29 protein-coding genes are annotated in these 25,801 nt (G+C 37.4%); 16 read left to right on the top strand and 13 right to left on the bottom strand.

Annotated elements, in window-relative coordinates; genetic code table 11:
- Positions 1-115: 115 nt before the first annotated feature.
- Both G7051_RS12120 and G7051_RS12125 read left to right on the top strand, forming a co-directional pair.
- On the top strand, positions 116-760 hold the full coding sequence (locus G7051_RS12120; RefSeq protein ID WP_166200629.1) for a hypothetical protein: 645 nt from the start codon (positions 116-118) through the stop codon (positions 758-760).
- Positions 761-1,086: 326 nt separating this feature from the next.
- Positions 1,087-1,899 (top strand): hypothetical protein, encoded by an 813-nt coding sequence (locus G7051_RS12125; protein WP_166200631.1) that lies wholly within the window; start codon positions 1,087-1,089, stop codon positions 1,897-1,899.
- A gap of 183 nt (positions 1,900-2,082) precedes the next feature.
- Here G7051_RS12125 and G7051_RS12130 read toward each other — a convergent pair whose 3' ends face one another.
- The 9 genes from G7051_RS12130 to G7051_RS12170 form a co-directional block, all read right to left on the bottom strand.
- A complete protein-coding gene (locus tag G7051_RS12130) occupies positions 2,083-4,011 on the bottom strand; it encodes a hypothetical protein (RefSeq protein ID WP_166200633.1) in 1,929 nt (642 codons plus the stop codon).
- A 39-nt stretch (positions 4,012-4,050) separates the two neighbouring features.
- Positions 4,051-4,350 carry a hypothetical protein gene (locus G7051_RS12135; protein ID WP_166200635.1) on the bottom strand — a complete coding sequence of 100 codons (300 nt, stop codon included), beginning with the start codon at positions 4,348-4,350 and terminating at the stop codon, positions 4,051-4,053.
- 51 nt (positions 4,351-4,401) lie between these two features.
- Positions 4,402-4,800 (bottom strand): hypothetical protein, encoded by a 399-nt coding sequence (locus G7051_RS12140; protein ID WP_166200637.1) that lies wholly within the window; start codon positions 4,798-4,800, stop codon positions 4,402-4,404.
- A gap of 46 nt (positions 4,801-4,846) precedes the next feature.
- Positions 4,847-5,119: a hypothetical protein gene (locus G7051_RS12145; protein ID WP_166200639.1), complete on the bottom strand. Its 273-nt coding sequence runs from the start codon at positions 5,117-5,119 to the stop codon at positions 4,847-4,849.
- A 55-nt stretch (positions 5,120-5,174) separates the two neighbouring features.
- Complete coding sequence (locus G7051_RS12150; RefSeq protein WP_166200641.1) at positions 5,175-5,405, bottom strand: MFS transporter; 231 nt, start codon at positions 5,403-5,405, stop codon at positions 5,175-5,177.
- Positions 5,406-5,453: 48 nt separating this feature from the next.
- On the bottom strand, positions 5,454-5,741 hold the full coding sequence (locus G7051_RS18140) for a hypothetical protein (protein ID WP_185154987.1): 288 nt from the start codon (positions 5,739-5,741) through the stop codon (positions 5,454-5,456).
- Positions 5,742-5,766: 25 nt separating this feature from the next.
- Entirely contained in the window at positions 5,767-6,021 is a 255-nt protein-coding gene (locus G7051_RS12160; protein WP_166200643.1) for a hypothetical protein, read from the bottom strand.
- A 125-nt stretch (positions 6,022-6,146) separates the two neighbouring features.
- A complete protein-coding gene (locus G7051_RS12165; protein ID WP_166200645.1) occupies positions 6,147-6,392 on the bottom strand; it encodes a hypothetical protein in 246 nt (81 codons plus the stop codon).
- 610 nt (positions 6,393-7,002) lie between these two features.
- The gene (locus G7051_RS12170) at positions 7,003-7,578 is read right to left on the bottom strand and encodes an ACP phosphodiesterase (protein ID WP_166115627.1); all 576 of its coding nucleotides are present in this window, start codon (positions 7,576-7,578) and stop codon (positions 7,003-7,005) included.
- Between the two features lie 77 nt (positions 7,579-7,655).
- Here G7051_RS12170 and G7051_RS12175 point away from each other — a divergent pair, with 77 nt between their 5' ends.
- The 7 genes from G7051_RS12175 (at position 7,656) to G7051_RS12205 (ending at position 12,466) form a co-directional block, all read left to right on the top strand.
- Positions 7,656-8,204 (top strand): hypothetical protein, encoded by a 549-nt coding sequence (locus G7051_RS12175; RefSeq protein ID WP_166200647.1) that lies wholly within the window; start codon positions 7,656-7,658, stop codon positions 8,202-8,204.
- The gene (locus G7051_RS12180) at positions 8,201-8,638 is read left to right on the top strand and encodes a hypothetical protein (protein ID WP_166200649.1); all 438 of its coding nucleotides are present in this window, start codon (positions 8,201-8,203) and stop codon (positions 8,636-8,638) included. Before G7051_RS12175 ends, G7051_RS12180 begins: the two co-directional genes overlap by 4 nt.
- 147 nt (positions 8,639-8,785) lie before the next feature.
- A complete protein-coding gene (locus G7051_RS12185; RefSeq protein WP_166200651.1) occupies positions 8,786-9,889 on the top strand; it encodes a phosphotransferase enzyme family protein in 1,104 nt (367 codons plus the stop codon).
- A 20-nt stretch (positions 9,890-9,909) separates the two neighbouring features.
- Entirely contained in the window at positions 9,910-10,053 is a 144-nt protein-coding gene (locus G7051_RS12190; RefSeq protein ID WP_166115619.1) for a hypothetical protein, read from the top strand.
- A gap of 16 nt (positions 10,054-10,069) precedes the next feature.
- Positions 10,070-10,714, top strand: a complete 645-nt coding sequence (locus tag G7051_RS12195; RefSeq protein WP_166200653.1) for a carbohydrate-binding family 9-like protein — start codon at positions 10,070-10,072, stop codon at positions 10,712-10,714.
- A gap of 81 nt (positions 10,715-10,795) precedes the next feature.
- Positions 10,796-11,422: a DUF4433 domain-containing protein gene (locus G7051_RS12200; RefSeq protein ID WP_166115615.1), complete on the top strand. Its 627-nt coding sequence runs from the start codon at positions 10,796-10,798 to the stop codon at positions 11,420-11,422.
- 3 nt (positions 11,423-11,425) lie between these two features.
- On the top strand, positions 11,426-12,466 hold the full coding sequence (locus tag G7051_RS12205) for a macro domain-containing protein (protein ID WP_166200655.1): 1,041 nt from the start codon (positions 11,426-11,428) through the stop codon (positions 12,464-12,466).
- Positions 12,467-12,500: 34 nt separating this feature from the next.
- Here G7051_RS12205 and G7051_RS12210 read toward each other — a convergent pair whose 3' ends face one another.
- Positions 12,501-12,899, bottom strand: a complete 399-nt coding sequence (locus G7051_RS12210) for a hypothetical protein (protein ID WP_166200657.1) — start codon at positions 12,897-12,899, stop codon at positions 12,501-12,503.
- Entirely contained in the window at positions 12,896-13,474 is a 579-nt protein-coding gene (locus G7051_RS12215; protein WP_255493212.1) for an RNA polymerase sigma factor, read from the bottom strand. Before G7051_RS12215 ends, G7051_RS12210 begins: the two co-directional genes overlap by 4 nt.
- A 387-nt stretch (positions 13,475-13,861) precedes the next feature.
- Here G7051_RS12215 and G7051_RS12220 point away from each other — a divergent pair, with 387 nt between their 5' ends.
- From G7051_RS12220 to G7051_RS12235, 4 genes are all read left to right on the top strand, one after another.
- Positions 13,862-14,305 (top strand): DUF6249 domain-containing protein, encoded by a 444-nt coding sequence (locus tag G7051_RS12220; protein WP_166115648.1) that lies wholly within the window; start codon positions 13,862-13,864, stop codon positions 14,303-14,305.
- A gap of 128 nt (positions 14,306-14,433) precedes the next feature.
- Positions 14,434-16,605 (top strand): hypothetical protein, encoded by a 2,172-nt coding sequence (locus G7051_RS12225; RefSeq protein WP_166200659.1) that lies wholly within the window; start codon positions 14,434-14,436, stop codon positions 16,603-16,605.
- A 542-nt stretch (positions 16,606-17,147) separates the two neighbouring features.
- Positions 17,148-20,015 carry a hypothetical protein gene (locus tag G7051_RS12230; protein WP_166200661.1) on the top strand — a complete coding sequence of 956 codons (2,868 nt, stop codon included), beginning with the start codon at positions 17,148-17,150 and terminating at the stop codon, positions 20,013-20,015.
- A gap of 187 nt (positions 20,016-20,202) precedes the next feature.
- On the top strand, positions 20,203-20,700 hold the full coding sequence (locus tag G7051_RS12235; RefSeq protein WP_166200663.1) for an outer membrane protein: 498 nt from the start codon (positions 20,203-20,205) through the stop codon (positions 20,698-20,700).
- Positions 20,701-20,874: 174 nt separating this feature from the next.
- On the opposite strand, the gene G7051_RS12240 is transcribed toward G7051_RS12235, so the two are convergent.
- Complete coding sequence (locus tag G7051_RS12240) at positions 20,875-21,264, bottom strand: hypothetical protein (RefSeq protein ID WP_166197536.1); 390 nt, start codon at positions 21,262-21,264, stop codon at positions 20,875-20,877.
- 272 nt (positions 21,265-21,536) lie between these two features.
- On the opposite strand from G7051_RS12240, the gene G7051_RS12245 reads away from it, so the two are divergent.
- The 3 genes from G7051_RS12245 (at position 21,537) to G7051_RS12255 (ending at position 25,249) form a co-directional block, all read left to right on the top strand.
- Positions 21,537-22,961, top strand: coding sequence for an alpha-L-fucosidase (locus G7051_RS12245; RefSeq protein WP_166200665.1), 1,425 nt, complete (start codon positions 21,537-21,539; stop codon positions 22,959-22,961).
- 87 nt (positions 22,962-23,048) lie between these two features.
- The gene (locus tag G7051_RS12250; RefSeq protein WP_166200667.1) at positions 23,049-24,485 is read left to right on the top strand and encodes an alpha-L-fucosidase; all 1,437 of its coding nucleotides are present in this window, start codon (positions 23,049-23,051) and stop codon (positions 24,483-24,485) included.
- Positions 24,486-24,721: 236 nt separating this feature from the next.
- Positions 24,722-25,249, top strand: a complete 528-nt coding sequence (locus G7051_RS12255) for a hypothetical protein (protein ID WP_166200669.1) — start codon at positions 24,722-24,724, stop codon at positions 25,247-25,249.
- Between the two features lie 123 nt (positions 25,250-25,372).
- Here the strand turns inward: G7051_RS12255 and G7051_RS12260 are convergent, their stop codons facing one another.
- Positions 25,373-25,675, bottom strand: a complete 303-nt coding sequence (locus G7051_RS12260) for a hypothetical protein (RefSeq protein ID WP_166200671.1) — start codon at positions 25,673-25,675, stop codon at positions 25,373-25,375.
- Positions 25,676-25,801: the final 126 nt, after the last annotated feature.

Consider the following 25,801-nt stretch of genomic DNA (forward strand, 5'->3'; position numbering starts at 1 on the left):
TTAGTAGCAATAAAGAATTTAAAAGAACACCTATCCATATCATTAAATATTTTTTCACTTAACAAAAACAGAGTTTGTTTGTTATAATTATTATCTAACAGAAGTGTTTTCAGAAATGGAAGATTATAGAATTTTTTTAGGAACCAAAAGCGAAACATGGCAGGAGGCTATCGCCCGATTTAAAAAGTTTCGCGAAGTTGAAATGAAGGATTATTTCTCTTCGAAAGATTATCCCTATCGCTTTGTGGATAACAGAGCGTATGCGTACCATTCGACAGGGAAGGTGCAGGCATCTTATATTGCCGATTTCGAGAAAAGAAGGGAAGTAACTGTACCCGAAGAACTCATCACTCTTTTATCTGACCATGGTCCATTTACCATTGGCGATAGTTTATTGGAAATATTTGGAGGCAATAACGAAGAAGTGATTCTTACACTGCCCGAAATATTGGCAAAATATGGCTATGCCGGTTTTGTGGATCAGATAGGAGGAGGAATGTTGAGGTCATTAACCGGATTTTATTTCTTCTTCGGAGTTAGTTTTCCTGACAGCGACGAAATGTCTTTCCTTTATTTCAGTAAAGCAGGCAACTTTGGCAAGATGCTTTTTGCAGGCAATAATCCGTCGTTGGTACTTCAGAAAGTACTACCCTCGATGTTTAATGGAAGTATAGATAAATACACACTCGATACTCTGATCAGTGGTCAAATAGACCGGGTAATTATAAATGCATTGACTGTTAAGGGATATATCGGCTAATAGATATGAGATTAGGTTTAAGCACTCCGTTTTTCTTATGACTATATTGTGGTTATAAGAAAAACAAAGTACTTAAACTATGTGACTATATATTGCTGTTTTGCTTACCAAAGCAGCAACTAGTTATGTGAACTTTATATTCGATATTTATTGATAAATCCACTTCATTATAAATAATTTTTATTCTTTGAAAATCTTTGTCGGGATATGAATTAAGTACGTTGAACTTCACTATCTTTGTGCCGATTTTATAAAGCAATATTTTCCTGTGAGATTAGTAGATAATTTAGGTTATACAGTAATACATAAACTTGCAAAAGGGGGTTATGAAAACTAAGGTTTTAGTTGTTGCGGTAACGCTTGTACTGGTTGGATGTAAAAATCCATCCAATGATGCTCAAAAGGTAGAAAATCTGCCCGTTGATACTATGATGGTGGTAGATACTGCCGCACAAGTTATTGAGGAAGAACAAGCTATACGATTTATCAAAAAACATGTTCTCTCGGAGAAAGACCTGTATACCGACTATGATGGCGGCAATCAGCTGGCGGACTTTTTTGTGATAGAGCTTATCGACAAAGATACGTTCCTCAAAAACAGAGTTTCGGCAGTGGAGTATTTTACGCTCGATTCTACATCTATTAAAAAATATAAAGGAGTATTGCGTTTGCCCTGCGGTAATGGAGCCGTAACTCTAACCGATAACCTGTCGGATGGCGAGCATCACAAAGAATTCAGCTATGTGGGACAAGTAAAGGCTCTCAACGCATACCTCATATCAGGTATTTACTGGGAAGACTGGAACTATTTTATGGTCGAAAAGAACGGCGGCCGTACCATACAGACTTTTGCTAACTTTCCGTACCTTTCGGCTGACGAACGTTTCATTGTGAGTGTAGATGTCGATTCGTTCGAAGGAGCTGCATATATCGACCTGTATGAAGTCAGCAACAAACGTTACATTGACCCGATGATAGGTATGTACATCAAAAATTGGATTCCGATGGGTAACGACAAAATGTATTGGAGTACCGATAACTATCTTTATATGGCTGTCCTCAGTAATCAGGACTATTGGGCTGCCGAAGGAAACTACACGGGGCTGGATCAATACATACGCCTGAGACCTGTTGCTTAAAGTTGAAGATTTTTGACTTTAACTAAAAAAAGATATTTAATGATATATTTTAAAATATAACTAACCATTACTGAGTCATTTACAAAAAAAACAAATAGCTCTGCGAATTTAAATAATAAAGTGTGCCTAAGGAACTCAAACCTTAGGCACACTTTTTCTATATCATTTAGCCATATCCGCAGGCTATGCCCCTGCAATATCTTTAACTTGTGCAATACTGCTTTGAGTATTGGCAATATCTACAACCGATACTACGGGTTGAAAATTGATCCGTGAAATGGCTTCCAGAATTTTATTGTTGTCGGGAGCCGTTGCCGAGTCTATGACTTCGAGATTGGTCAACTGTCCGCCCTGTTCGTACATATGCTTGATGGTGTGCTGCTGCACGGTGCTTGCCTGACCGTTTCGTGCGAAAAAGGAGGTAAGGTCGGCGGGAGACAATTCCTTGCGTTGCGTATTGATATACTCAATCAAGCCCAGATTCTTACGGGTCGATACGCGGTTAACCACAAACTCATCGCCTTCTACTTCGATGTTGCTTCCCTCGATACGCATTCCGCCTTGTGAGTGACGCTTGCCCCGAAGCAAACCTCCGTCTTCGAGTTTGTCCCATTCCTGTTTCATCTTGACAATTTGTATTCCTGTGGCTAATGCAGTAATACCAGCCATAATAGGTCCCAAGATAGGTCCCATGCCCCATGCCTTGATGATTGCCGCTGCCTGATTGGCGGTTGCTTTAGCAATCTCTTGTACCTTGTCTATTTTAGCTTGCTGCTTTTTCTTTCGGGCAATCTGTTTGTCGATTTCTTCTTTTTCTGTTTCGGCTTCTTTTTTCTGTTTAAGCAGTTCTGCCTGAGCTTCCATTTCGCGAGCCAATTGTTCCTGCACTACAATTGCCCGTCCGCCGGTGGCTGTTTTGGCTTCTTCTTCAAGGCTTTTTACTTTTCCCGTGTGTTCTTCATATGCTTTGGTCTTTTCGGCAATCACTTTGACCGTTTCTTCCTGGTCTTCTTTTAAACCCGTTATTTGTAAATCGAGAAATCCTTTTACCATACCACCCATAGCACCATATACCTCTGTCCATTTGGTGTGGAAATCGGTTATCTTTTTAGCCAATTCATCGTAATACGTTTGTGTAGCAGCAATAATAGTTTTGGTAGAATCGTTTACGGCTTGCTGGTCTTTGATTATCTGTGCGTTAATGCCCGCTAACTTATTCTTTTTTTCTTCGAGAATAACAGCTTCACCTGTCGATCCCTTTTCGAATCCTTTTGCCATTTCGTCGTAAGCGTCAGCAACACGTTTGGCTTCGTCTTTTGCCACTTTAATATTTTCTAAACGGAGATTTTTTATATGCTCGTAATTTTCTTTTGTCTCCTTTAGCTTTATAAAATTGAATGTCCGTCCGGCTTCGGTATTGCGTTCTATGGCAGCAGTTTCTAAATCGGAGATGCGTGTATTCCGTTCTGTTTGTAGCTTTTCTTCTTCTTTGATAAATTGTTTTTGAGCGACAATATCCGACAGATTAGCGTCTTTCTTTATATCACCTAGGTGTTTGAGCTCGGTGATGAGTTCAGCATCTTTGCCTTTTTCTACAACCTTGTAAGAGGTTTTTATCTTTTCTCGTATACTATTATTTCGATCATCGTATGCTTTTTGATATTTTTCTTTTTCAGATAGTATTTGTTGTAATCGGACAGCATCATTAGCATATGTTTGTTCAAGCCCCGAATAATAATTCTCGTATATTGCTTTTGATTTCTCCGTATATTTAATATCCTCACTATACTTTATTTCCGAGAGCTTTTCTATATCTGCGATCTGTTCTTTTAATGAAGTTCCGAGATAAGATTTTACTATATCGTTTATTTTCTGTAATGCTACATTGACAGTAGGTATGACCCGTGTCATAGCTTCCATCATATAATCGGTATCTTTAGTGAATAATTCCGATAAATCAGAAAAGCTACGAAACGATTCGGTCAGTTTCGTGGAAAATTTGCTATTTATTATCGCTTTATCTAAATTAGATAAATCCTTGGCTATTTCTTTTAGTTTTTTATCTCCGTCTATTTTTACATCTATACTTAATGTTTTCTTATTATTTGCCATCTTTTTCTTTTATAGATAAAATGGAGAATAAGAGGAATTTTACTTGTCGCGATTCTTCATAATAGTCACAGGTAATCCTTCATAATAAAAAAGATTAAATTCTTTCATAGCTTTAGTCTCTGGATAACTGGGTAGGTAGTTCGTTATCGGCACACCACCCAAATGCGAAATATTTACATCTACAGTCTCATTTTTTATTGCTGTTGGTTGAGAAGTTTGAGCTGTTGCGGTAGTGTTTGCTTTGACTGTTGGTATAATCTCTATTTCTTTAAAAAAGTTTAGACCCAAGAAGATAGCAATTACAGTAAGAACAATTTTAGTATACACGTCAGTTTTCATAATCTAAGTTTGTTAATTGTTTAATATTGTTTGTATACAAATATAGACTATTCAGATTATGTAAGGTTTAACGGAGGGTAATAAAAAAAGCAGTGCTTGGAACAACTTGGGATTGCAAATCCCAAGGGACAGGAGATTTTCTATTTCGTCTATTTGTTTTTTTAAAGAAGTAGATAGATAAGATTCTGCTATATCATTTATCTTTTGCGATGCTGTATTTAGAGTTGGTACAACTTTCGTTATAGCTTCCTCCATGTGGTTAGTTTCTTTAGAGAAACTTTTAGAAAAGTCAGAGAAACTGCGAAATGATTCCATCAGTTTGGATGGGAATTTTGCCGTAATTATACTTTTATCTAATGCACTTAGGCTTTGTTTTAATATAGTCGTGTCTTTTATTGACTGCTGTACTCCGTTTATGGATAAATCATATGTCATTTTTTTATTAGCCATCTTTTTCTATTATAGATAAAAGATGGCTAATAGATTATTTCTGTTTTTATTTGTCGTTATTTTTTTGAATTTGCACAGGTAGTCCATCTTCGATATTGAGAGCAGATTTATAGGTATTATTTACTAATTTTAGACCTCCTATATGCGTAATATTTACATCCACAGGAGCAGCTTGTGTAGCAGTAGGTAATGTAGCGGGTGAGGTTGCAGCGGTGTTTGCCTGTACGGTGGATATTACACTTGTGTTTTGAAATATCAATACACCTAAGAAAATAGCAATTACAGTAAGAATAGCTTTTGTATACAAGTCAGTTTTCATAATCTAAGTTTTTTATGTTAATGGTTTCTATTATTTGTATACAAATATAGACTATTTAGATTCTGTAAGGTTTAATGGGGGGAGGAAAAAAAGCACCGTTTGTAGCAGTGCTTGTAAAGATTACCGATAAATCAGAAAAACTCCGAAACGATTCAGCTAGTTTAGTTGGAAATTTTGCAGTTATTATCGTTTTATCTAAAGCAGTAAGGTCGTTGACTGTTTCCTTTAATTGTTTATCACCATTTATTTTAAAATCAATACTTAAAATTTTCTTATTATTAGCCATCTTTTCTATTATAGATAAAAGATGGCTAACACGAGAGCTTTTATTTTATTACTTGTTTATGACTGTTATAGGTATTCCTTCATAATAGAGATTAAATTCCTTATGAAATGGTTTGTGTTCTGGGTTTCTAGGGTTATGGTTCGTTATCGGCACCCCTCCAATCTGCGAAATATTTACATCCACTGTTTCATTTTTTATAGCTGTTGGTTGAGAGGTTTGATCTGTTGCGGTAGAAGCTTTAGCAGTTGGTACAATTTCAAACTCTTTTAATAAGTTTACAGTAAGGCATACAGCAATCACAGTAAGAACGGTTTTAGTATACAAGTCAGTTTTCATAATCAGTGAAAATTAATTGTTATTATTATTTATCTTGATTTTCTGTAATTTCAAAAGCAGTAGTGGAATTACTGTAAATATCGCCGTCAGCCAAACTGTCGATATGTAAAGTATTCTTTTCCCACAATACACTTTCGGTAGTTGTAACTGTAGGATATGTGGGAGGAACATCCGCATTGAATCTTGCGGAATATATGGCTTCCATATTTTTCAGATAATTGGCTATGAAGGGTATAGATCTTATAGCAGAGGTGAGTTTCGAAAATAAACCTGTTTTCATAATCATGTGTATTAAATGGTTACTATCGCTCGTATACAAATATAGACTATTCAACTTATCGAAGGTTTAATCAGCAGGAAATAAAAAGTGTTAGTAGTGTGTTGGTAGAGGAAGCGGCAATCGGTTTATTTGTCACGATTCTTTATCATTTCGACCGGAATTACATATCCGTTGTAATTATCCTCCAAAGCACAGCCGTTGATGTGTGTGATGTTCACATTCAAAGGGTGATTGTCGGAGGAAGCCGGAACTCGTCGTGAAGAAGGATTTGACCCGGTGTTTAATTTTACTCCAAACACTTTTAGCAGGTTCACGGCAGAGCGTATGGCGATTACGGTAAGGACAATTTTGGTGTATACATCTGTTTTCATACGGGGCGATTGTGTTAAAGGTTACTATTGCTGGTTTCAGTTATAGACACGTTGCTTCGGAAAAGGTTTAATGTTGCTTGCATAACAAATCGGGAAAAAGAGATTAGCATTTTCCGTAACGATAAAATTAGTTGAAAAACTTCCACCTTGGGGGACTATAGGGGGAAGTATTATTTCTTCTTCTTTCTTTTCTTTCTTAAAGTTTGGGTTGTCGGTGGGTTACCTTTCGGTTATTCACCGGGTTCGATACTGAGTTGTTATCCTTTATAAATATTTAATTCTTAAGCTTCTATTTGGGTTGTCGAGTGGGTTATTTGGTGGGTTACTGCTTATTTATCGCCGATAGAACTTCTATTTGATAAGGACATAACAAAGGCAAAGTGAATGTATGGCAATTCACCCCGACCAATATATAATTTCGAATAAAAAAAATAAAAAGCAGACCAACGATATACTCAATTTTGCCCGGTTTCACCAAATGCAGTTATGATTAGCAACAGCCTTAGAACTCCGGAAGTATCCGTGCTTCAAAAAATTTGTCTGCTCGGTGGATAGATAAAAAAGTTTCTCGTTTTTTCTCTTTCGAGATAATGTGATATTTAATAGACGGTTAGCGTTCGTTTTCTACAAACAGTTTTAGTTCGGGGAAGAACTCTCCGTAACCATCTTGAAGTTGCTGATAGTTTTGTTCGAAGTCCGAATAAATATCTGCACTGTTCGGTAAAAATTTAGCCCGATGAGCAAGACGCTCGAAGCTCCTTTGCATCATCCATTTGTGTCGATAGTTATATAGCCAGTTTTCTTTTTTCATATACGAAAACAAACGACGGAATATCTCGGGTGTGTCGTTTATACTCTCATCTATTTGACGATAACACCATGCACTGAACTGCTGCCAGCCTTCGGGCGGTTCGTTCACCGAATCTATTGCGAGAAAATGATCGAACGTTACATCCAGAAAAACACCATTGTATCTGCCTGCCGATAAGGTGTATAGCTTCTGTATTTCTTTGATAACCGGGTGATTGTCGGTATATTCATCTATTTTTCGATGCAAGGCGATGCCCCGTTGTACATTTTCGGGAAAATCGTATCTCTGCTTTCCCTTTACACAGTCGGCAATAAGATTACCGATGAGTATTTCGGGATCATTAAACGATAAATAGGCATGTGCCAGATAATTCATAAGAAGTATAAATCTTTTCTTTGCTGATAAAGATAATGAATATCCGTCAGATTTATCTATTCAATAAAACTACTGATATGATTAATACTATTATCGAAATGTTTCGCCATCAGGCACGTGAGCATAAAACCATCCGTTCATTTTATTACAATCGCAGTTACGAAATAGGATCGGGCAACGAAGCACATCCTCTTTTTTGGCTCGAAGATCCTCTTACAGGACGCAATAATGCCAATACATTTACCAATACGGTGAATTTCTCGATTCTTTTTATTCCTAAAGAAGATGCAGAGGTTGCCAATCTTCAGAATATGGCATTTTCTATCGGGTTGAATATTCTGGAACGTATCAAGCATGACGATACGATACCCGTGTCGATACTACCGTCGTGGTCATACCTCACCCTTCGCAATTACTATGACAATAATGCTTGTGGATGTCGGTTTACGGTAGAATTGGTGCAACGCAACATGCAAAACTTATGTCTGATTGAAGAGCAATTCGACAGTGAAAATGAGCTTGCAACCTCGAAACCTCTGAACCATTTTGAATTGAAAACATCGGGTACTTGCGAAACTTTTGTAAATAAACTACCCGTCTTTGATCTTAAAACCTCTAAACGATGAATGATGCTACTCTAAAAGTATTGAAGGCTATTGCCGAAGATGTTTTGGCACTGGCTCATCTTATACTGGACGAAAACGGTTTGAAGAACAGTGCCTTGAGGAACGGTGTGAGATATACTGTTGAGTGTTCGGATAACCCCGTAATCACGATTCTTTTCAATGATTATGTTGAGTACATAGAAAACGGCAGAAAGCCAAATTCGGGAGAAGCACCTCCCATATCCGACCTCAGGGAGTGGGCACAACGCAAAGGGATACCAGCCACCAACGATGTCCTGTATGCCATTGCCGAGACTATCAAAAAGCAAGGGATGGCTCCCCGTCCTGTTTTGGCAGTACTGGAGCAACAGATCGAAGATTCTTTTTCGAATGAGTGGGCAGACCAACTGTTTGAAGCAATAATGGAAGAGTTAGAAGTTTTTTTTAACGATTAAGACAGAATGAAGTAATCATGCGTCATTAAAAAATTCCCTATATTTATAGCTTGAAATAATTAAATGCAGCAGAACCTTTATTGTTTTGTACTTTATCTTGGCAAAGCAATAAAAGATCTGCAAGCTAAAACCTAAAATCTTATTTGTATGAACACAACCCTTTCTGCTATTGGTGAAAAATTTGCTTTCGAAGGAATCGTAAAAGAAATACGTTCTCTGGGCGAAGGTCTTATCAATGATACCTTCTTTGTGGAAACCGAAGGATCGAGTCCCAATTATATTCTACAATGCAAAAACAAGAATATCTTTCAGAATGTGCCTGCCATGATGGAGAATATCCACAAGGTAACGACCCATCTCAAGAAGAAAATTACAGCTCAGGGAGGCGATCCGTTGCGTGAGGCTCTAACGGTAACTCTTACCAAAGACGGTAAACTGTATTACGAAGACGAGCAGGGCGAATATTGGGCAGCTTGTCTTTTTATAGAAGATACAATCACCTATCAAAAAGCCGATTCTACGATTTTAGCGGAACAGGGCGGACGTGGTATCGGTAAATTTCAGGCCATGCTTTCGGATATGAAAGAACCTTTGACCGATATTCTTCCCGGCTTCCATAATATGCGTTTCCGTTTTAAACAATGGGATGAAATAATTGCTAAAGATCCCGTAGGACGTAAAGCTCAGGTGCAAAAAGAGGTCGATTGGATAGAAAGCCGTCGCGATGAAATGCTTGCCTTTTGGGCAAAAGCCGAATCGGGCGAACTACCTACCCGTGTAACCCATAACGATACTAAGATCAGCAATATACTGTTCGATAAAAACGAAAAGGTTTTGTGTGTCATCGATCTGGATACGGTACTTAATAGTATCTGTCTGAACGATTATGGAGATGCAATACGCTCCTATACCAATGCTGCAGGCTTTGAAGACGAAGAAGACTTAAGCAAGGTATACGTGGATATGGCTATTTTTGAAGCCTATACGAAAGGATATCTGGCAGAAACTGTCGGGTTTCTCACTCCGGCAGAAATAGAGAATGTAGCCTTCTCAGCCAAGTATATTACATTTGAGCAGGTGCTTCGTTTCTTGATGGATTATATTGACGGTGATAATTACTACAAGGTGAAAAATGAAATGCATAATCTGGTTCGTGCCCGAGGTCAATATAAACTATTGCAATCGCTGGATGAGAATTACTCTAAAATGTGCGACATCGTAAATAGTGAGATTGCAGCTCTTAAGAAATAAGAAAAGTCTATTTATTCTATATGAAGTTCGCAGAACTATTTATTGCTTTGGCAAGTAAAAAAGCGATAGATAGTTCTGACTTTAAAATGTATCATTTAATAGTTACTTTTACTGAAGTTACCGGAGGGGCGAAAGATTTTTCGTCCCTACTGATGAAAATATAAATTGCTAAATTTGAGAATGAAAAAAATAACAGTACCTAAAATATCAATAGATACTACGGATATAAATCTGGTGGCTCAGCGACTAGAAGCTTTATCCGTCAATAAGATAGAAACAATCAACTGGCCGGATACATATCCGTCTAAGCCCGATGTGACATTTACCATTGCTCATAATGGCGAAAATATCTTATTGCAATACAGGGTGAAAGAGAACGAGATTTTGGCAGCGGTAACAAAGGATAACGGCGAAGTATGGACAGATTCGTGCGTTGAAATGTTTCTTTCGTTTGATAACCAACATTATTACAATGCTGAGTTTACTTGTATCGGCAAAGCATTGTTGGGTTATCGTAAATTTGGCGAAAAAGCTGTACATGCTTCTGAGACAACCATGCAGTCTATCTTGAGACAACCAAGCTTAGGCATTGCGAACAGGGGAAAAGAAATAGGTAATTTCGATTGGACATTGACTCTTGTTATTCCTCGTACTGCTTTCTGGGAAAGTAATATCGCAAGCTTCGACGGTTTGCATGCAAAAGGTAATTTCTATAAATGCGGCGATAGCCTATCTACACCACATTTTGTTTCGTGGACTAAGATCGAAACTCCTAAACCGAGTTTTCATCAACCATCGTTTTTCGGTGAATTGTTTTTTGAGTAAAAACGACTTCAATTTAGATAATGAAGGAGCTTTTTTATCTAAAATTGATTTATCTTTGTTGCCAAAGTAATAATAATAGAATTGGCTCGTTTACGTTTAGATAAGACTCCATTATTTAGAGTCACTCATTTTGATAACATTCAGCATATTGCCGAAAAAGGAATAACACATATTTCATCTCCCGACAGGAATGAAAACTTTGTACCTATTGGCAATAGTGCTATTATTGATAAACGAAAAGAACGTCTGCTTCCGAGCGGACGTCCCTTAACTGATTATATTCCGTTTCATTTTGCTCCCCGAATGCCTATGCTTTATGCAATACAAAAAGGGTATGGGACAGAACCGGTTGATCCGAGACGCATCGTTTACTGTGTAACAACAATACAACAGGTTATTGATGCCGAATTAGAATTCTGGTTTACGAACGGACATGCTTTCAGCAAGTTGAGCTATTTTTATGATAGTTCCAAGATTCGAAAGATCAGAAGTTTATTAGACATGGAGGCGATAATAGACAACAACTGGGGCGGCAGTGATAACACTGACATAAGAAGGCGTAAGGAAGCCGAATTTTTGATTGGTGCCGATTTGCCGGCTACTTGTATTACCGAGTATATAGTTTATAGTCCAAGTGTAAAGGATAAACTATATGTATCGGGCATTGACGACGACAAGATACGGGTTGAGCCAGGATATTATTTTTGATATATGATAAAATATGTGTGCGGGAATCTGTTTGAGAGTAATTCTCAAGCGATAGTGAATACTGTGAACACTGTGGGGGTAATGGGGAAAGGTATTGCCCTGCAGTTTAAAAAGTACTTTCCTAATAATTTCAAAATTTACAAAAATGCATGTGACAACAAAACTTTAACAATTGGCAAACTCTTAGTGTTTGAAGAAGAAAATCTTCTGACAGGACGAAAGATAATCATAAATTTTCCTACGAAAGATCATTGGCGGGATCCTTCCGAATATAATTATATCCGTTTTGGGCTTATCGAATTGGTTAAACTGATAAAAGAACGTTCGCTTCAATCGGTCAGTCTCCCTGCCTTAGGTGCCGGTAATGGCGGTTTGCAATGGGGTAAAGTGAAAGATTTGATAGAGGAATATCTCTCGGATTTAGATTGCGAAATCACTGTTTATCAACCCAATGATGAAGTTGAGGCTGTCTTCGAAAAAGAACAACCCCAACTGACCTCGGCACGTGCGATGATGCTTCATGTACTATTCGATATGGTAAATGAGGGTGAGTTTATCTCGGAATTTGCAGCCGAAAAGATTGTTTATTTTTTACAAAGATTCGGTGCAGACGGACAATTCAAACTTGAATTTAGCTCTAACTTTTACGGACCTTATTCCGGAAAAATAAAGCAGGTACTGAAATATCTGAATGGAAGTTATATTAGCGAATACGATTCGTTAAATGAAAACCCATTCCAAGAGTTAAATTTAAACATGTCTACGGGAAAGAAAGTACAAGAATACTTGAATTTGCCCGAAAATAAATCTTATAAAGAGATTGCCCAAAAGACAACAGAATTTTTATCGGGGTTTTATTCATCCCTTGGACTGGAACTTTTATCGAGAATAGATTACATAAGACAAACTGAGAATATATACACACACGAAGAGATAACGGCACATTTAAATAACAACACATCCGGAAAATATACTGCTATTGACAATCCCGATTATGTGACATTGGTTAATACACACTTGGCTAACTTTTTTACTTCTAATTGAGGTTTTAAACCTATTTGTTTTTTCCGTTGTAAGCTCAATAATTGTGGTGCTTCTTATCCGATAAATGTTTTCTGATAAGTGTATCTCCCATCAGTAATATCAGTATAACCGATGGCAGTAATACTGCTAACGGATTGATATCTGCCTTAAATAAATGGGGCAGGCTGTAATTCAATTGTATAGCAGGCAATTCGAAACCGATATTTCCTGTCATAAAATAAAATATAATGAGTGGCAAAGCAATCATGCCTGCCATTCCGAGAGCTATCGAAACTATCGTATATATTTTACTTCTTACTGTATTTTTCGCCTCCTTTTTCGCGGCAACCTGATGTATTTGTTGCATCAAACGATCTTCGAAACCTTTGGGAGGTGAGCTTAATTCCATATCTTGAAATAAGCTCCTTAAATTGTCTTTTTCTTGCTTTTTCATTTTGATATGAGTTTATTTATTTCTGAGTTCATAAATTTCCGTATACGGTGTAACTTTACTTTTACATTGGATGCACTCAAGTTGGCTATCTGGCTTATATCTTGCACACTGTGGTTGTTGAGATAAAAAAGCGTAATCAGAAAAGCATCTTCGGGGTTGAGCTGCTTAAGAACAAGATCCAGATACTGTAACCTCTCTTCGGAACTCGATTCTTCGATGTGATCGGCTATATCGTGATCGGGTATTTTTTCGGCCATATCCTCAAAAGAAATAAATTCTCTTTTTGTTTTCCTTACCTCCGTTATGGCGGTGTTGTAGGCTATGCGATAGAGCCATGTCGAAAATTCGGAATCGCCCCTGAATTTGCTCAACGATTGATATATCTTTATAAAGATCTCTTGCGTAATATCCTCCGCATCCTCTGTATTGATGACGATTTTGCTGACAATGGTAAATACCATTCTCTGATAACGGCGTACAATATGAACAAAAGCATTTGTATCACCATCCTTGACTAAACGAACATAATGTATGTCATCAAAACCTGTCATGCCTATATGACGTATTGGTGTCACATTGGTTACAAATCTAATCAGAAAAATTCCAAAAAAAATAAAAGACCTACTTCACTTCGTTAATTCTGTCATTAAAATGATTCAGTATCGCACTATTGTGAAATATAAACTAGCAGAATTAGTATTCTACTGGGCGTAATGATAGGCTACTTGTATTCCTTTTGAACTTGTTTTCGCTTCGTCGAACATTGTTTGTATAAGATCAAAATGAGAAACAAACCCGATAGGGGAGTTAGTAACAAAAGAACTATTGATGCGGATCATGAATTATTTTCTTTTACTTAATACGATTTTTTTTATTTACTTGCTTAAGTTTGTAACCTTTCGGAATGTGCTGCGTCAAAATAGGCAAACAAGGAAATGTTTAACGAATAAAAAGTATAGAATATGCAAAATGTATTAGTCCCTATTTTTGTTGTCGGTATTATTACCTTAGGTATATACCGTTTATTTGAATTATTTGTCCGCCGGAAAGAAAGAATGTCTATCATCGATAAATTGCAAAATAATGTCGATCCATCGGTCTTTGCCAATAAATTCAGCCTGCCGTTGTTGAATAGGCCGGAAGTAAAACTGCCTTCATCTTGGCCGCTTCGAGCCAGTTTATTGTTGGTTGGGGTAGGGCTGGGGCTTCTTGTCGGTTTCTTTATGGAATTTTCGCTTACAAGTTCTATGCAGCCTGCATTTGCGAGTTATGACTGGAATGTGCAGAATAATATCTCCGATTCGGTGGCTATAATCTATCTGGCAAGCGTTTCATTATTTGGCGGATTGGGCTTATTAGCAGCTTATCTTATAGAGCAAAAGAACGAAAAAAAACATAAAGAGTAAGAGCCGTAAAGAGGTTTGTGTCTTTAGTTTCTGTTTTACTGTTAGGGAGTATCTTTTCAAAGAGGTGCTCCTTTTTGATATATGCTACCGTCATGTCTTTTTTATCTATTCAATAAAAGAGATAAAGCATGGGATATTATTGTAATAAAGAGATCGCTTCGGTAGTCGAACCCTCCGAAATCGCATTGGCAAATAATCCGAACTTTGTAGTATTTAGTAGTAAAGGCAATACTGCAAACTGTCAGAAAATGAAAGGGAGTATTGAGGTGCTCGATACCTATACTTTTGTAGGGCAGGAATGGGATGCACGTGATAATTACAGTTTCAAGATAGTAGAAAAACAGAGCGGAGCCATATATTCATTTTACGGAACTTATGATAAAAAGAAAGTTTCCGATACTATTTTCTATATACCTTCCAAATCGAGTCTCGAAGGAGGGCGTCTATTGTCACAAAGAGAAGCTATCAAGCTGATAACACAGAACATAAAAGAGTGTTTGTTCAAGAATCCTTTTCTAGAAAACAATTTTGACATATCTGTAGGGACGGAGCTAAATGAGGATGGCGATATAATCGAAAATAATATACTGTATATTGTAGCGAAAGGATACGATTCTCAATATCAGTTTGAACTTATTGATAATGGGGTTTCTATCGGGGTTAGTTATACTACATATAGCCCTTACTATCAGTATGCCCTTGATTTTTATATGATAGCAACATCCGAAGATATTGTAGAGCGAATGGGGTGGTTGAATATTAAAATTACGCAAGGATCTGATACGATATATGAGCGTAAGTGGAATGGGACACTTGACCCTCTTAAAGCTAATGACAATACTTATTTGCTTATACCAATTGCTGCTTACGAAACTTTTGGTGAAAGCTATAAGGCTAGTATGGCGAATATTGTCTCGGTATTAAAGAAAGATAGTGCCCTGCTCTCGCATCTGGATATTACTTTAGGCGATTATAATTGCTTTATAAAGTCGCCAAATCGAGCCTTGAAAGTTGAAATCACAGGACCTCATTTTGTTATTAATGAGGTGGATATATCGTCCACAGTATCTGCCGATACCATCGACTTTGGAACAGGAGCCTATCGGATTGATTTGGATGTATATACCGATCATCAGGTTTTTCCAGGTAGTACCGATGCACCCTCTCATATGGGTAATTATCTGACTACACTTTCTAAGTCGTATTTCGGAAAGCCATTGTGGTTTGATCTTAGTACATTGCTCAGTAAAAAGGTTGCCTATTCCTCCGCTTTTCTTACCGAATTGGAGTTGGATGAGAAAGACCCCCATTTTAAACTGTGGAGTAATGCCGATACGATGACCGATTATCGTTTTATAGCTAAACGTACAGACGGTGCAATTCATGAGCCTTTTTACTATTCGTCTCCACTCTATGCTTTGAACGGATATAATTATACATTGAATCCGATCAATTTAGAAAAAGATGAATCCGGAGATTCCTATATTCTCGATTTTTCGCAGGACTTTTATGCAGGTGAATTTACTAAGGTAAAACCTTTAACAACCAATTTCATCCGCACACATATCAAAGGGCAAAAGCAATATTTCAACTTCATACATAAATACCATCGGATGGCGACCAGACCTGTAGGGGGAGATAATCCGCTGCCGTTTATCGGATTGCATTACAAGCTTTATACACAATCGGGAACCCTCATAAAGACTCATATCGAACGGGGGCAGCCGGAAAGTAGTTTCAGCAAAGTAAATACAGCATTGCTTCAACTCGATCAGTTTTTGCCCATGTACAATGGCAAAACAGTAGGACGGATAGATGTCTCCTTGTGCAGATGGAATAAGAGCAAATCGTTAGGTATTGATGAACCCGAGATAATTATTTCGACGCCACTTTCTTTCCGTATACTTCCCGAAGTACTTAACGAGGTGAATGATTTTGTATTCCTCAATCAATTAGGAGGATGGGATACCATGAATTTTGGAGGTGGTTTTTCGTCTGAGTTTAAAAGTGCATCTACCACCATTTATAAAACTTTACAGCCCGATTTTGCGATACAGTCCGAAATAGAATCGGTAGCCATGAAAAGTGTACAAGAGCAGAAAATAGTGCAAACGTCGCCCATCACAAAAGAAAATGTAGAGTGGTTGAGACAAATGAGTGCTTCGCCCGCCGTGTATGAACTTAGTACAAAACGATATATCCTGATAGATGATATGTCGCTGAAATACAATTCGACAGACGAGCTGTACCAGGTAGAGATGAAATATCATTATACAGATACATTCAATACTAAGATATAAACAATGTCAATCATTGGTTGAAAATAAATGTTCTTTTAAATTATTTGTTTTTCTACGCGCAATCAGAGATTGCTTGTATTCCTTTTGCCCAAAGCCACAAAAGGAATCAAAAAGGCTTTGTGCTGCGTGGCTCGCCTGTCTGACTAAAGCATGCAGGCTAAACTAAACCTACTGCCTTTCGCCACGTTTAGTTTTACGCCCGCTTCGCTTATCAGCCAACGGCTGCACCACTGATGCACTTGGGCTGACGCACGTAAATCGCTTTTGACCGTCAGGTTCGCCGACCTTGCCAGTTGCACGGGGTATCCGCAGGATGAAGAAAGTGTTAAGAAACAAGAGGATTTCAATAATAAATGTTTTTCTTTTGTTTTAGCTTTCGAGTCCGTAGCGGGTCGGGCAAAAGGCACAGTCTTGATCTTTTGTTTCGTTTTGCATCAAGGCAAAATGAAAAACAAACCCGATAGGGTGCGTTAGGAATAAAAGAACATATATATTGAACTACTCATTCAGATAAACAATACACAGACTTTAATACACATATTATGACTAATATAGAACTTTACATTAATAAGAAGCTTTGCGACATTCAAAGCCCTGAAAAATTAGGTGTCCGCCTCAATCGGGTACTGATCAATCCCTCCGAACTTAACACCAAAGATGCACAATACAGCTATTCGATAACCATTCCCTCGACTCCTGCAAACGATGCTATATTCGGGTATGCCAATGTCGAAGAAGTCAAAAATAAATTCAATCACATCTATACAGCTCAACTCTATGTTGATAGTATCCGTATTTTTGACGGACAATTCAAAATCAGTCAAATAGACATCGATGGAAGCTATAAAGGCAACTTGGTTGTGCCTGTCAAGAAGACTATAAAAGACATTTTTGGTGATAAAAAGATGACTGAAATAGAGGGCGAGTGGAAACTCGATCTAAGCGATCCCCAGAATGAGGGACGATCTCTGGCAATGGTTGATATGCTGAATAAATACAATTCCGACAAAGGTCGCCCTGCATGTATCTTTCCACTGGTTTTGTACGGCTTATTGCCCAAAGTGCCGAAAGATGGAGAAGGGAATTATTCGGGCAAAACCCATTGGGATAAATACGTGCGTTTGGGTATTCAGGATTTCCCACCATCCATAAACTGTCTGGAGGCCATTAAGAATATCTTTAATTATTACAAAGATGGAGAAGGCAATAAATATCATATAGGAGGGAATGCTTTTGACGATGCCCGTCTGGCTAATTTATATATGTCGTATCAAAATCAAACAAATTATCAGCAGGAATGGAATTGGGGACATTTAGGTAAGTTTAGAATAAAAGGAAGCTGGACGAATTTCAAAAAAGACGAAAACAATACAAAGACATTTGAACACTATTTTCACCGAAATGACGATGGAGGGCGATGGAATCATTTCTATACAGCTAATCTGTTCGGTAGCTCGATGATAGATATAGAGTATATTAAAGATGGAGGAACCAATGTTTTTGAATCTTCGACTAAAGTTGATAAATTTAAAGAAGATCGTAAAAACATTCATATAACCATACCTCAATCGGGTTTGTATAAAATACAATTGGAAGTTGATCTGAAGGTTAGAAACAATCCTTTTACCGAGTCGGATAACGGATATAAGTATATTGGTGGAAATAATCCATTTAATACACCTTATGAGGAAGTGAAGCGGAATGATTTTACCAATAGCCGCTATGAGGTAAAACTTCTGAGAGATTTTGGTGAAGGCAGTTTTGATATTGATGATCTGAAATTTGATGCTACCCTTTATCGGGACAATCTGCCACAAAATAACGACAGTAAGATGACCCGCTATTTTCCTGTTCCCGGAGGTTGTAATGAAGGCGTTTTCGATGGTAATTGTATCCAAATGATAGATCCGTTGCAAAATATGAAATTGGTGTCAGGTTTTCGATGGGGAGAATATGGCAAATCAAAAATTACCAATGGTGAAATTAAACCCTACTATTACGATAAAGAATTAGCCCCTAATCCACTGGAGGAAGATTTAGATACTCCGTTCGAATACAGGTATAATCGTATAATGGCTATCAAGCATGGATGGAGCTGGGATAATAAATTCTCGCAGAAAAATAAAATCTACTCAGCCATTCATTCACCGGGATATAAGAAGATACAGGGCACAGACCCCGATAAAGAATCGGAGAGTGTTGAGGCTGATAGCTTGACTAATCTTTTTAACGTTATCGTGAAGGATGCTCCCAACCGTATTGAAAATATAGATAGTATGACCGGTAAAGGGAAACTGAATCAAATTGTATGGCTGGATAAGGGGGAACATCTGACCTTGGCAAGCGTAACATCAAGCGGTCATAGCAAAGGCAATGAGGGATGGATGGTTCATGATATAGATTTTACGCTTGATGTAGAGCCTTTTAGAACTAACCCTGAATGGATAACGGTCAATAATAAAGGCACGGGTACAGTTCCAATGAATTGGAATGATTCTTCGGACTTCAAGAAAGATTACATAAATCTTTTTAAATTTCTTCCATCTGAACAGAAGATTGACGAATGGCTCGATAATTTCTGTAAAGCTTTTAATCTTCAACTAACTCAGCCCGAAGACGGTAAGTTCGAATTGAATGTAAAGCAATCAAAACATGCGGTTTCTATACCTTCGTTAATCGATCTGGACAATAAAGCAAGCATTGCCCGGCGTACCAATGAGCCATTGGGGTTACCCTCCGAATTTAAGATCGGCTTCAAAATAAATGAAGAAGAAGAGGGATACGTAAAAGCAGATGCCGGTAATAAAGACGGTGGAGGTAGTTTTTTTACCGGAAATCTGGACGGTCAGGTAGTTCCCCAAACCTCTAATTTTTCATACAATTGGTTTAAGAATATAACTAAAGATATCGTTACAGGCAGAGATGGTGAGGGCGAAGATGTTATGGGGACAATAGAACTGGAATTGCCTGTAATTACAAATAAGGAAATATGGAACGAAGGCAGTGAGGATTATGCACAGATGGTAAAGAAGCTTTATACCAATTATTCACAACGCTTTTGGTACAAGAGTGATGAGCTTTATAATGTGGGAATAATATGGAACAATAATGATGAGCAAACAAATCTATTGTTACCTCATTTACAATCGGGTGTGAGTCGCGAGAATATTCTAACATTAGATTATTATAATAATCCGAATTCGATATTGACCACTTACTTTAATATTATTGCAACCGATGATAGTAATTACACTTGTGTGGAGTGCTATTTAAGCCCTGATGAGTATGAGCAGATGGATGGAAGTAAATTGGTCAAACTAAATGGCGATTTGTATTATATTGCTGCCATTGAAGGGTATGATCCTATGGGGAAGAATAGTGCTAAATTGAAATTGATCAGGAAGGTATAACAGGAAAGGTGGGCGAAAATTTAGTTATTTAGCAATTGTCTGCAACCTGTAAATTCTACGTATTCTGTGTCCCGTCTCTCTTTTGATGTATCCTCTTTTTTGTTGCAATTATCATGTATATCTGTTGTTATTTCGTATATTTTGCATAGCTTTGTCGGTGAATATTTTACACACGTATTTAAAATTTATGAAAAAATTATTATTGACAGTGGCACTTGTTGCCAGTACATTAGGAGCATTTGCTCAAAGTGAAAAAGGAGAAAAGTCTCTTGTTGGAAATATCGGAGTGCAGTCAGATCCGGGGCGTTTTCTTATCGGAGCTCAAGGTAGATATGTGATAGCTGATAAAATACGTTTGGCTCCAGATGTTATGTTTATATTTCCAAAGGACAAGGTTACAGGATTGGATGTGAATCTAAATGTACACTATGTGTTCGATAATGTAGCAGAGAATATCTCAGTATATCCATTAGCAGGTATCGCTATGCAGAATGGAAGATTCTCTGGAAATACAATCAATGGTGTGAAATTTGGTTCTACCAGTTTCACCGATTGGGGTTTCAACTTAGGAGCCGGTGGTAGTTACGAATTGGGTGGAAACCGTTTTGCCAATATCGAACTTAAATACACGTTTAGCGATGCAGATTGCTTTACTTTAGCTTTGGGATACGGATTTAAATTCTAATTTTAGTCTTTAGTTTATAAAGGAAATAGCTGTTGCATTGCAACAGCTATTTTTTTATTGATACTCAAATCACTTGAACGAATTGAGATATAGGCACACTAAAAAACCCTCTAGAAATCTAAAGGGTTTGTCTTTTTTGCTTTTGTTTAAAACAACTTAGCTAAGGGGTATTCCTTATTTTTTTGCAGGAGTACCAGCTTGAGCAGCTTCAGCAAATTTTTTGCCTAGTTCAGCAAATTTAGCAGCTTGCTCTGGAGTCATAGTTGCAAGTTCTTTTTGAAGATCTTGACCTAAGTTAGCGATTTCTTGAGCAATTTTAGCATACTCTGCAGAAGCAGCAGCATCACCTTTTTGTACTTTTTCTACTAAAGGAAGAGCTTGGTTTACTAATGCTTCGTATTTTCCAAGAACGCTAGTGTCAGCAACTGCAACTGTATCAACAGCTGGAGTTTCTACTTGAGTAGAATCAACATCACTACCTTGAGCACCTTCAGTTTTAGTGTTACAAGCAGCGAATGACAATGTAGCTGCAGCAACAAAAGCGATCATAACAATCTTTTTCATTTTTTTCTTCTGTTTTTTTGACGAAAATCCGTGAATAATTACCTTTTCGACTGCAAATGTAATATAAAAAACTAAGAAAGATCAACTATTTTGTGAAAAAAATATAACAATAAAGGGAAATATATTATTTGTTATAATAATTTATTAATAATCAGCTCAATTAATAATGTTTTCAACATCTAATTTGCTATAAATAATATATATAATTATATTTGTTTAGCGACAAACGTCGGATTTTTATACTTTTATTTTATAATATTTTATTTAATTAAATGAAAAACAAAACCTTATTGACCCTCTTTTTGTCGGTAACTACTTTGTCTTCGGCATGGGCACAGACTTTTGTGCATGAAAAATCTGAGACATACACATATCCCAAAGATGCCAAAGTATTGGAAAAGCTAGATAAGTGGCAAGATCAGAAGTTTGGAATGCTTATTCATTACGGGCTGTATTCTGAATTGGGGATAGTTGAGTCGTGGACTCTGTGTGCCGAAGATTGGATTAATCGCGATTCTACCATTACTTATGATGAATACAAACAACGTTATTGGGCAACCATCGATCGATTTAATCCTACCAAACTGGATCCTGCCTCATGGGCAAAATCGGGAAAGGAAGCCGGAATGAAGTATGTTGTATTTACAACAAAGCATCACGATGGCTTTAATATGTTCGATACAAAGTACAGCGATTTCTCGATTGCCAACGGGCCTTTTAAAAATGATGCCCGTAAGAATGTAGCCAAAGAAGTTTTTAATGCATTTCGCAACGAAGGGTATATGATCGGTGCATATTATTCTAAACCCGATTGGCACTCGCAATATTATTGGTGGGACAGGTATTCGACGCCCGACCGTAACCCAAGTTACAGTATCGATGCAAATCCGTGGAGATGGAATAAATTCAAAGAGTATACCTATAATCAGATCGAAGAATTGATGAATGGCGATTATGGCAGTATGGATATTCTTTGGCTCGATGGCGGATGGGTGCGTCCTTCGAAAAAAGGTGATGCAGGACTCGAAGGCGATTTTTACAGAGGTTCGCAAGATATAGATATGCCTAAAATTGCAGCGATGGCTCGCAGTTATCAGCCCGGATTGTTGGTCGTAGACAGAACTGTATCGGGTGAATTCGAAAATTATCAGACACCCGAAAACGGTATCCCTAAACAACAATTGAGTAATCCATGGGAAAGTTGCATTACGCTGGGTGGAGCATGGGGCTTTGTGAAAAATGACAGATATAAAAGTAACTATAAGGTGATAGCCATTCTGAGTGAAATTGTAGCCAAGGGTGGTAATTTATTATTGGGAGTAGGACCTGCTCCTGATGGGACATTGCCGGCTGAGGTATCAAAACGTCTGTCTGAGATAGGGGAGTGGACTGCCAAAAACGGAGAGGCAATATATAATACGCGAATTACTCCTATATATAATGACGGATCAACTTGGTTTACTCAAAATAAAGACGGAAAGAAGATGTATGCCATACATTGTCTTGAAGAAGGAAAAGCTATGCCTAAGACTGTTGTATGGAAAGGAAACGAGCCGGCGAAAGGTTCGAAAGTGATATTTTTGCAAACAGGTAAGGCTGTCAATTGGAAAAAGACATCACAAGGTATAGAAGTTTCAGTACCATCGGGGCTTCCGTCCAATCAGCCTGCACTGGCTTTTGCTTTTAGTGGCGAATGATATTTGGCATATCTCTAAAATACAGAAATAAATCATTAGATACTCTCAATAACTTAATAGGTCTGAGACCTTAAATATTACGGATTAATGAAAAATAAAGTTTTATCCCTCTTCCTACTTTCTGCACTTGCAGTATCTACGGCTTCAGCCCAAACATATGCACATGGCAGATCAGAGACGTATACGGCTCCTACTGATGCTAAAGTTTTAGAAAAGCTCGATAAATGGCAGGATCAAAAATTCGGTATGCTTATTCATTATGGATTATATTCTCAAATGGGAATTGTAGAATCTTGGTCGATATGTGCCGAAGAAGAAGATTGGATTCCTCGCGACAGTACCATTGCATATGATGCTTATAAACGTAAGTACTGGAATGTTATCAATGAATTTAATCCCACAAAACTAGATCCAGCCTCATGGGCAAAGGCCGGTAAACAAGCCGGTATGAAGTACGCGGTATTTACCACCAAGCATCACGATGGATTTAATATGTTTGATACTAAACAAACCGATTTTTCGATAGCAAACGGAGCTTTCAAGAATGATCCACGCCGTAATGTAGCTAAAGAAGTCTTCAATGCATTTCGTAACGAAGGATATATGATAGGTGCATATTATTCTAAACCCGACTGGCATTGTCAATATTATTGGTGGGACAGATATGCAACCCCTACCAGAAACGTTAATTATAATATAGAGAATAATAAGTGGCGTTGGAATAAATTTAAAGAGTTTTCTTATAATCAAATTCAAGAACTAATGAATGGTGATTATGGAAACATAGATATTCTTTGGCTGGATGGCGGTTGGGTACGTCCTGCCCGTGAGGGAGACGCTGCCCGTCAAGGTCGTGCATACAAAGGTTCACAAGATATAGATATGCCTAAGATTGCCGCCATGGCTCGCAGTTATCAGCCCGGATTGTTGGTCGTAGATCGTACAGTACCCGGCGAATTCGAAAATTATCAGACACCCGAACGCGGTATTCCCGATATGCAACTCGATAATCCGTGGGAAAGCTGCATTACCTTAGGTTGGGATTGGGGGTATACTCCTACCGATCAGTATAAATCGCCTGCTGCGGTTATTCATACTTTAGTAGAAATTGTAGCTAAAGGAGGTAATTTATTATTGGGAATAGGACCCAAACCCGATGGGACGCTTCCTGATGAAGTAACTCAGCGCTTGATTAAAATCGGTGATTGGACTACCAAAAACGGGGAGGCTATTTATAATACGCGTATTACTCCTAACTATCGGGATGGAGCGACTTGGTTCACACAAAGTAAAGATGGTGATACAATTTATGCAATTACAAATCTTGAAGAAGGAAAGCCTATACCAAAGACCATAGTCTGGAATGCTAATGAACCGGCAAAAGGTTCAAAGATGATTTTTTTACAAACAGGTAAGGCTGTAAATTGGAAAAAAACAGCTAAGGGAATTGAGGTTTCAGTGCCTTCAGGTCTTCCTGCCGATCAAGCAGCTTTGGCTTTTTCTTTTATCGGTGCGAAAAAATAAAGGTTAAAAGATACAATTTTTAATTAGTTAATTTGCAAGCCTGAGTTAGTATTAACAAGGGCTTGCGTTGTGTTATGTTATAAGAATCAATTTGTTAATTTATTTAAATAAATAATTTTTTCTTTTTTATTTATGGAATTCGTGTGAAAATATACTCTAATATACAGTTAAATCAAATACATGCACACTAACTATATACTGATTTTAACAAATTTAATGAAAAACCTAGGAAAATCATGCGGAAAGTATTATGGAGTGCACTCTTCTTTTTATTCGGATTTAGTGCAATTGGACAAAATTTTTATGAACAGCCTCTAGAGGAGGTCTTATCATCAACAAAGAGCAATACTTATATTGCTGTTGAGGGGTATTATGTAGATAATTCGTCATTTATGGTGACTCGTTCGTCAGATATGAGTATCGCGGTAAATACCAGATATCCCGTTTACGAATATAAGTATCAGTTGAATCTTTACAACAAAAGTCATGATAATATGACAGAGGTTCCTGTTTTTACTAAAAAAGAAATGCAGGGAGAGAATTGTTCTCGAATATTATTCTTGAATAAAAAACGTACAACAAGGTCACAACTTGTTATCGACGAGTCGGCTATGTTTGGAATCGCAATTGTAGGAGATACAGCAAAGTATACCCAATCATCTGATAGCCGAGTTTATACAGCTTCTTTAAATGATTTACGTGATTTTCTTTTTGATAAAGGAATGATGCCGCAAATAGAGGAAGGACGAAATTCTCTTAATTGAGAACAGAAATATATTAACTTAGAATTGTGTTGAGGTTGAGAGAGTAATTAGATTGTGAAATAAAAAATGCAAGTTCAATTATTGAGCTTGCATTTTTTTATTGTATTTGTACAATTTATAAATTTAAGAATGAGCTTTTGCTTTTTCTTCAAATTCACTTAATTCTTCTGATAATTTACCTGCAAGATCACCCGCAGCTTGGCTTATTTTCTTCTTGCCACTTCTCACTTCTTGTCTTGCACGTACACCCATGCGTAGAGCTTTTCCTCTGCCATATCTAACCCCATGTCTTACTTTTTCACGGGCTTCGTCAGTTGCTTTTTCAAACTCATCGCACAATTCCTTTCTTTTTTCATCATCTATCAGTTTAGATGCCACATAAACAGCACCTGCACCTATAACTAATCCTAATAAGAAATTCCTCATAGTTTCTATTCTTTTATCGTGTTAATACTAATCGGTTTATTAATTCAAATATACTCATTTCTTATATAAACAAAGCAATTACGACAATTGTTTAGCAGAAATTTTAACAAAACCCGAATACAATAA

It is taken from the genome of Dysgonomonas sp. HDW5B (assembly GCF_011299335.1).
GTDB lineage: Bacteria > Bacteroidota > Bacteroidia > Bacteroidales > Dysgonomonadaceae > Dysgonomonas_A.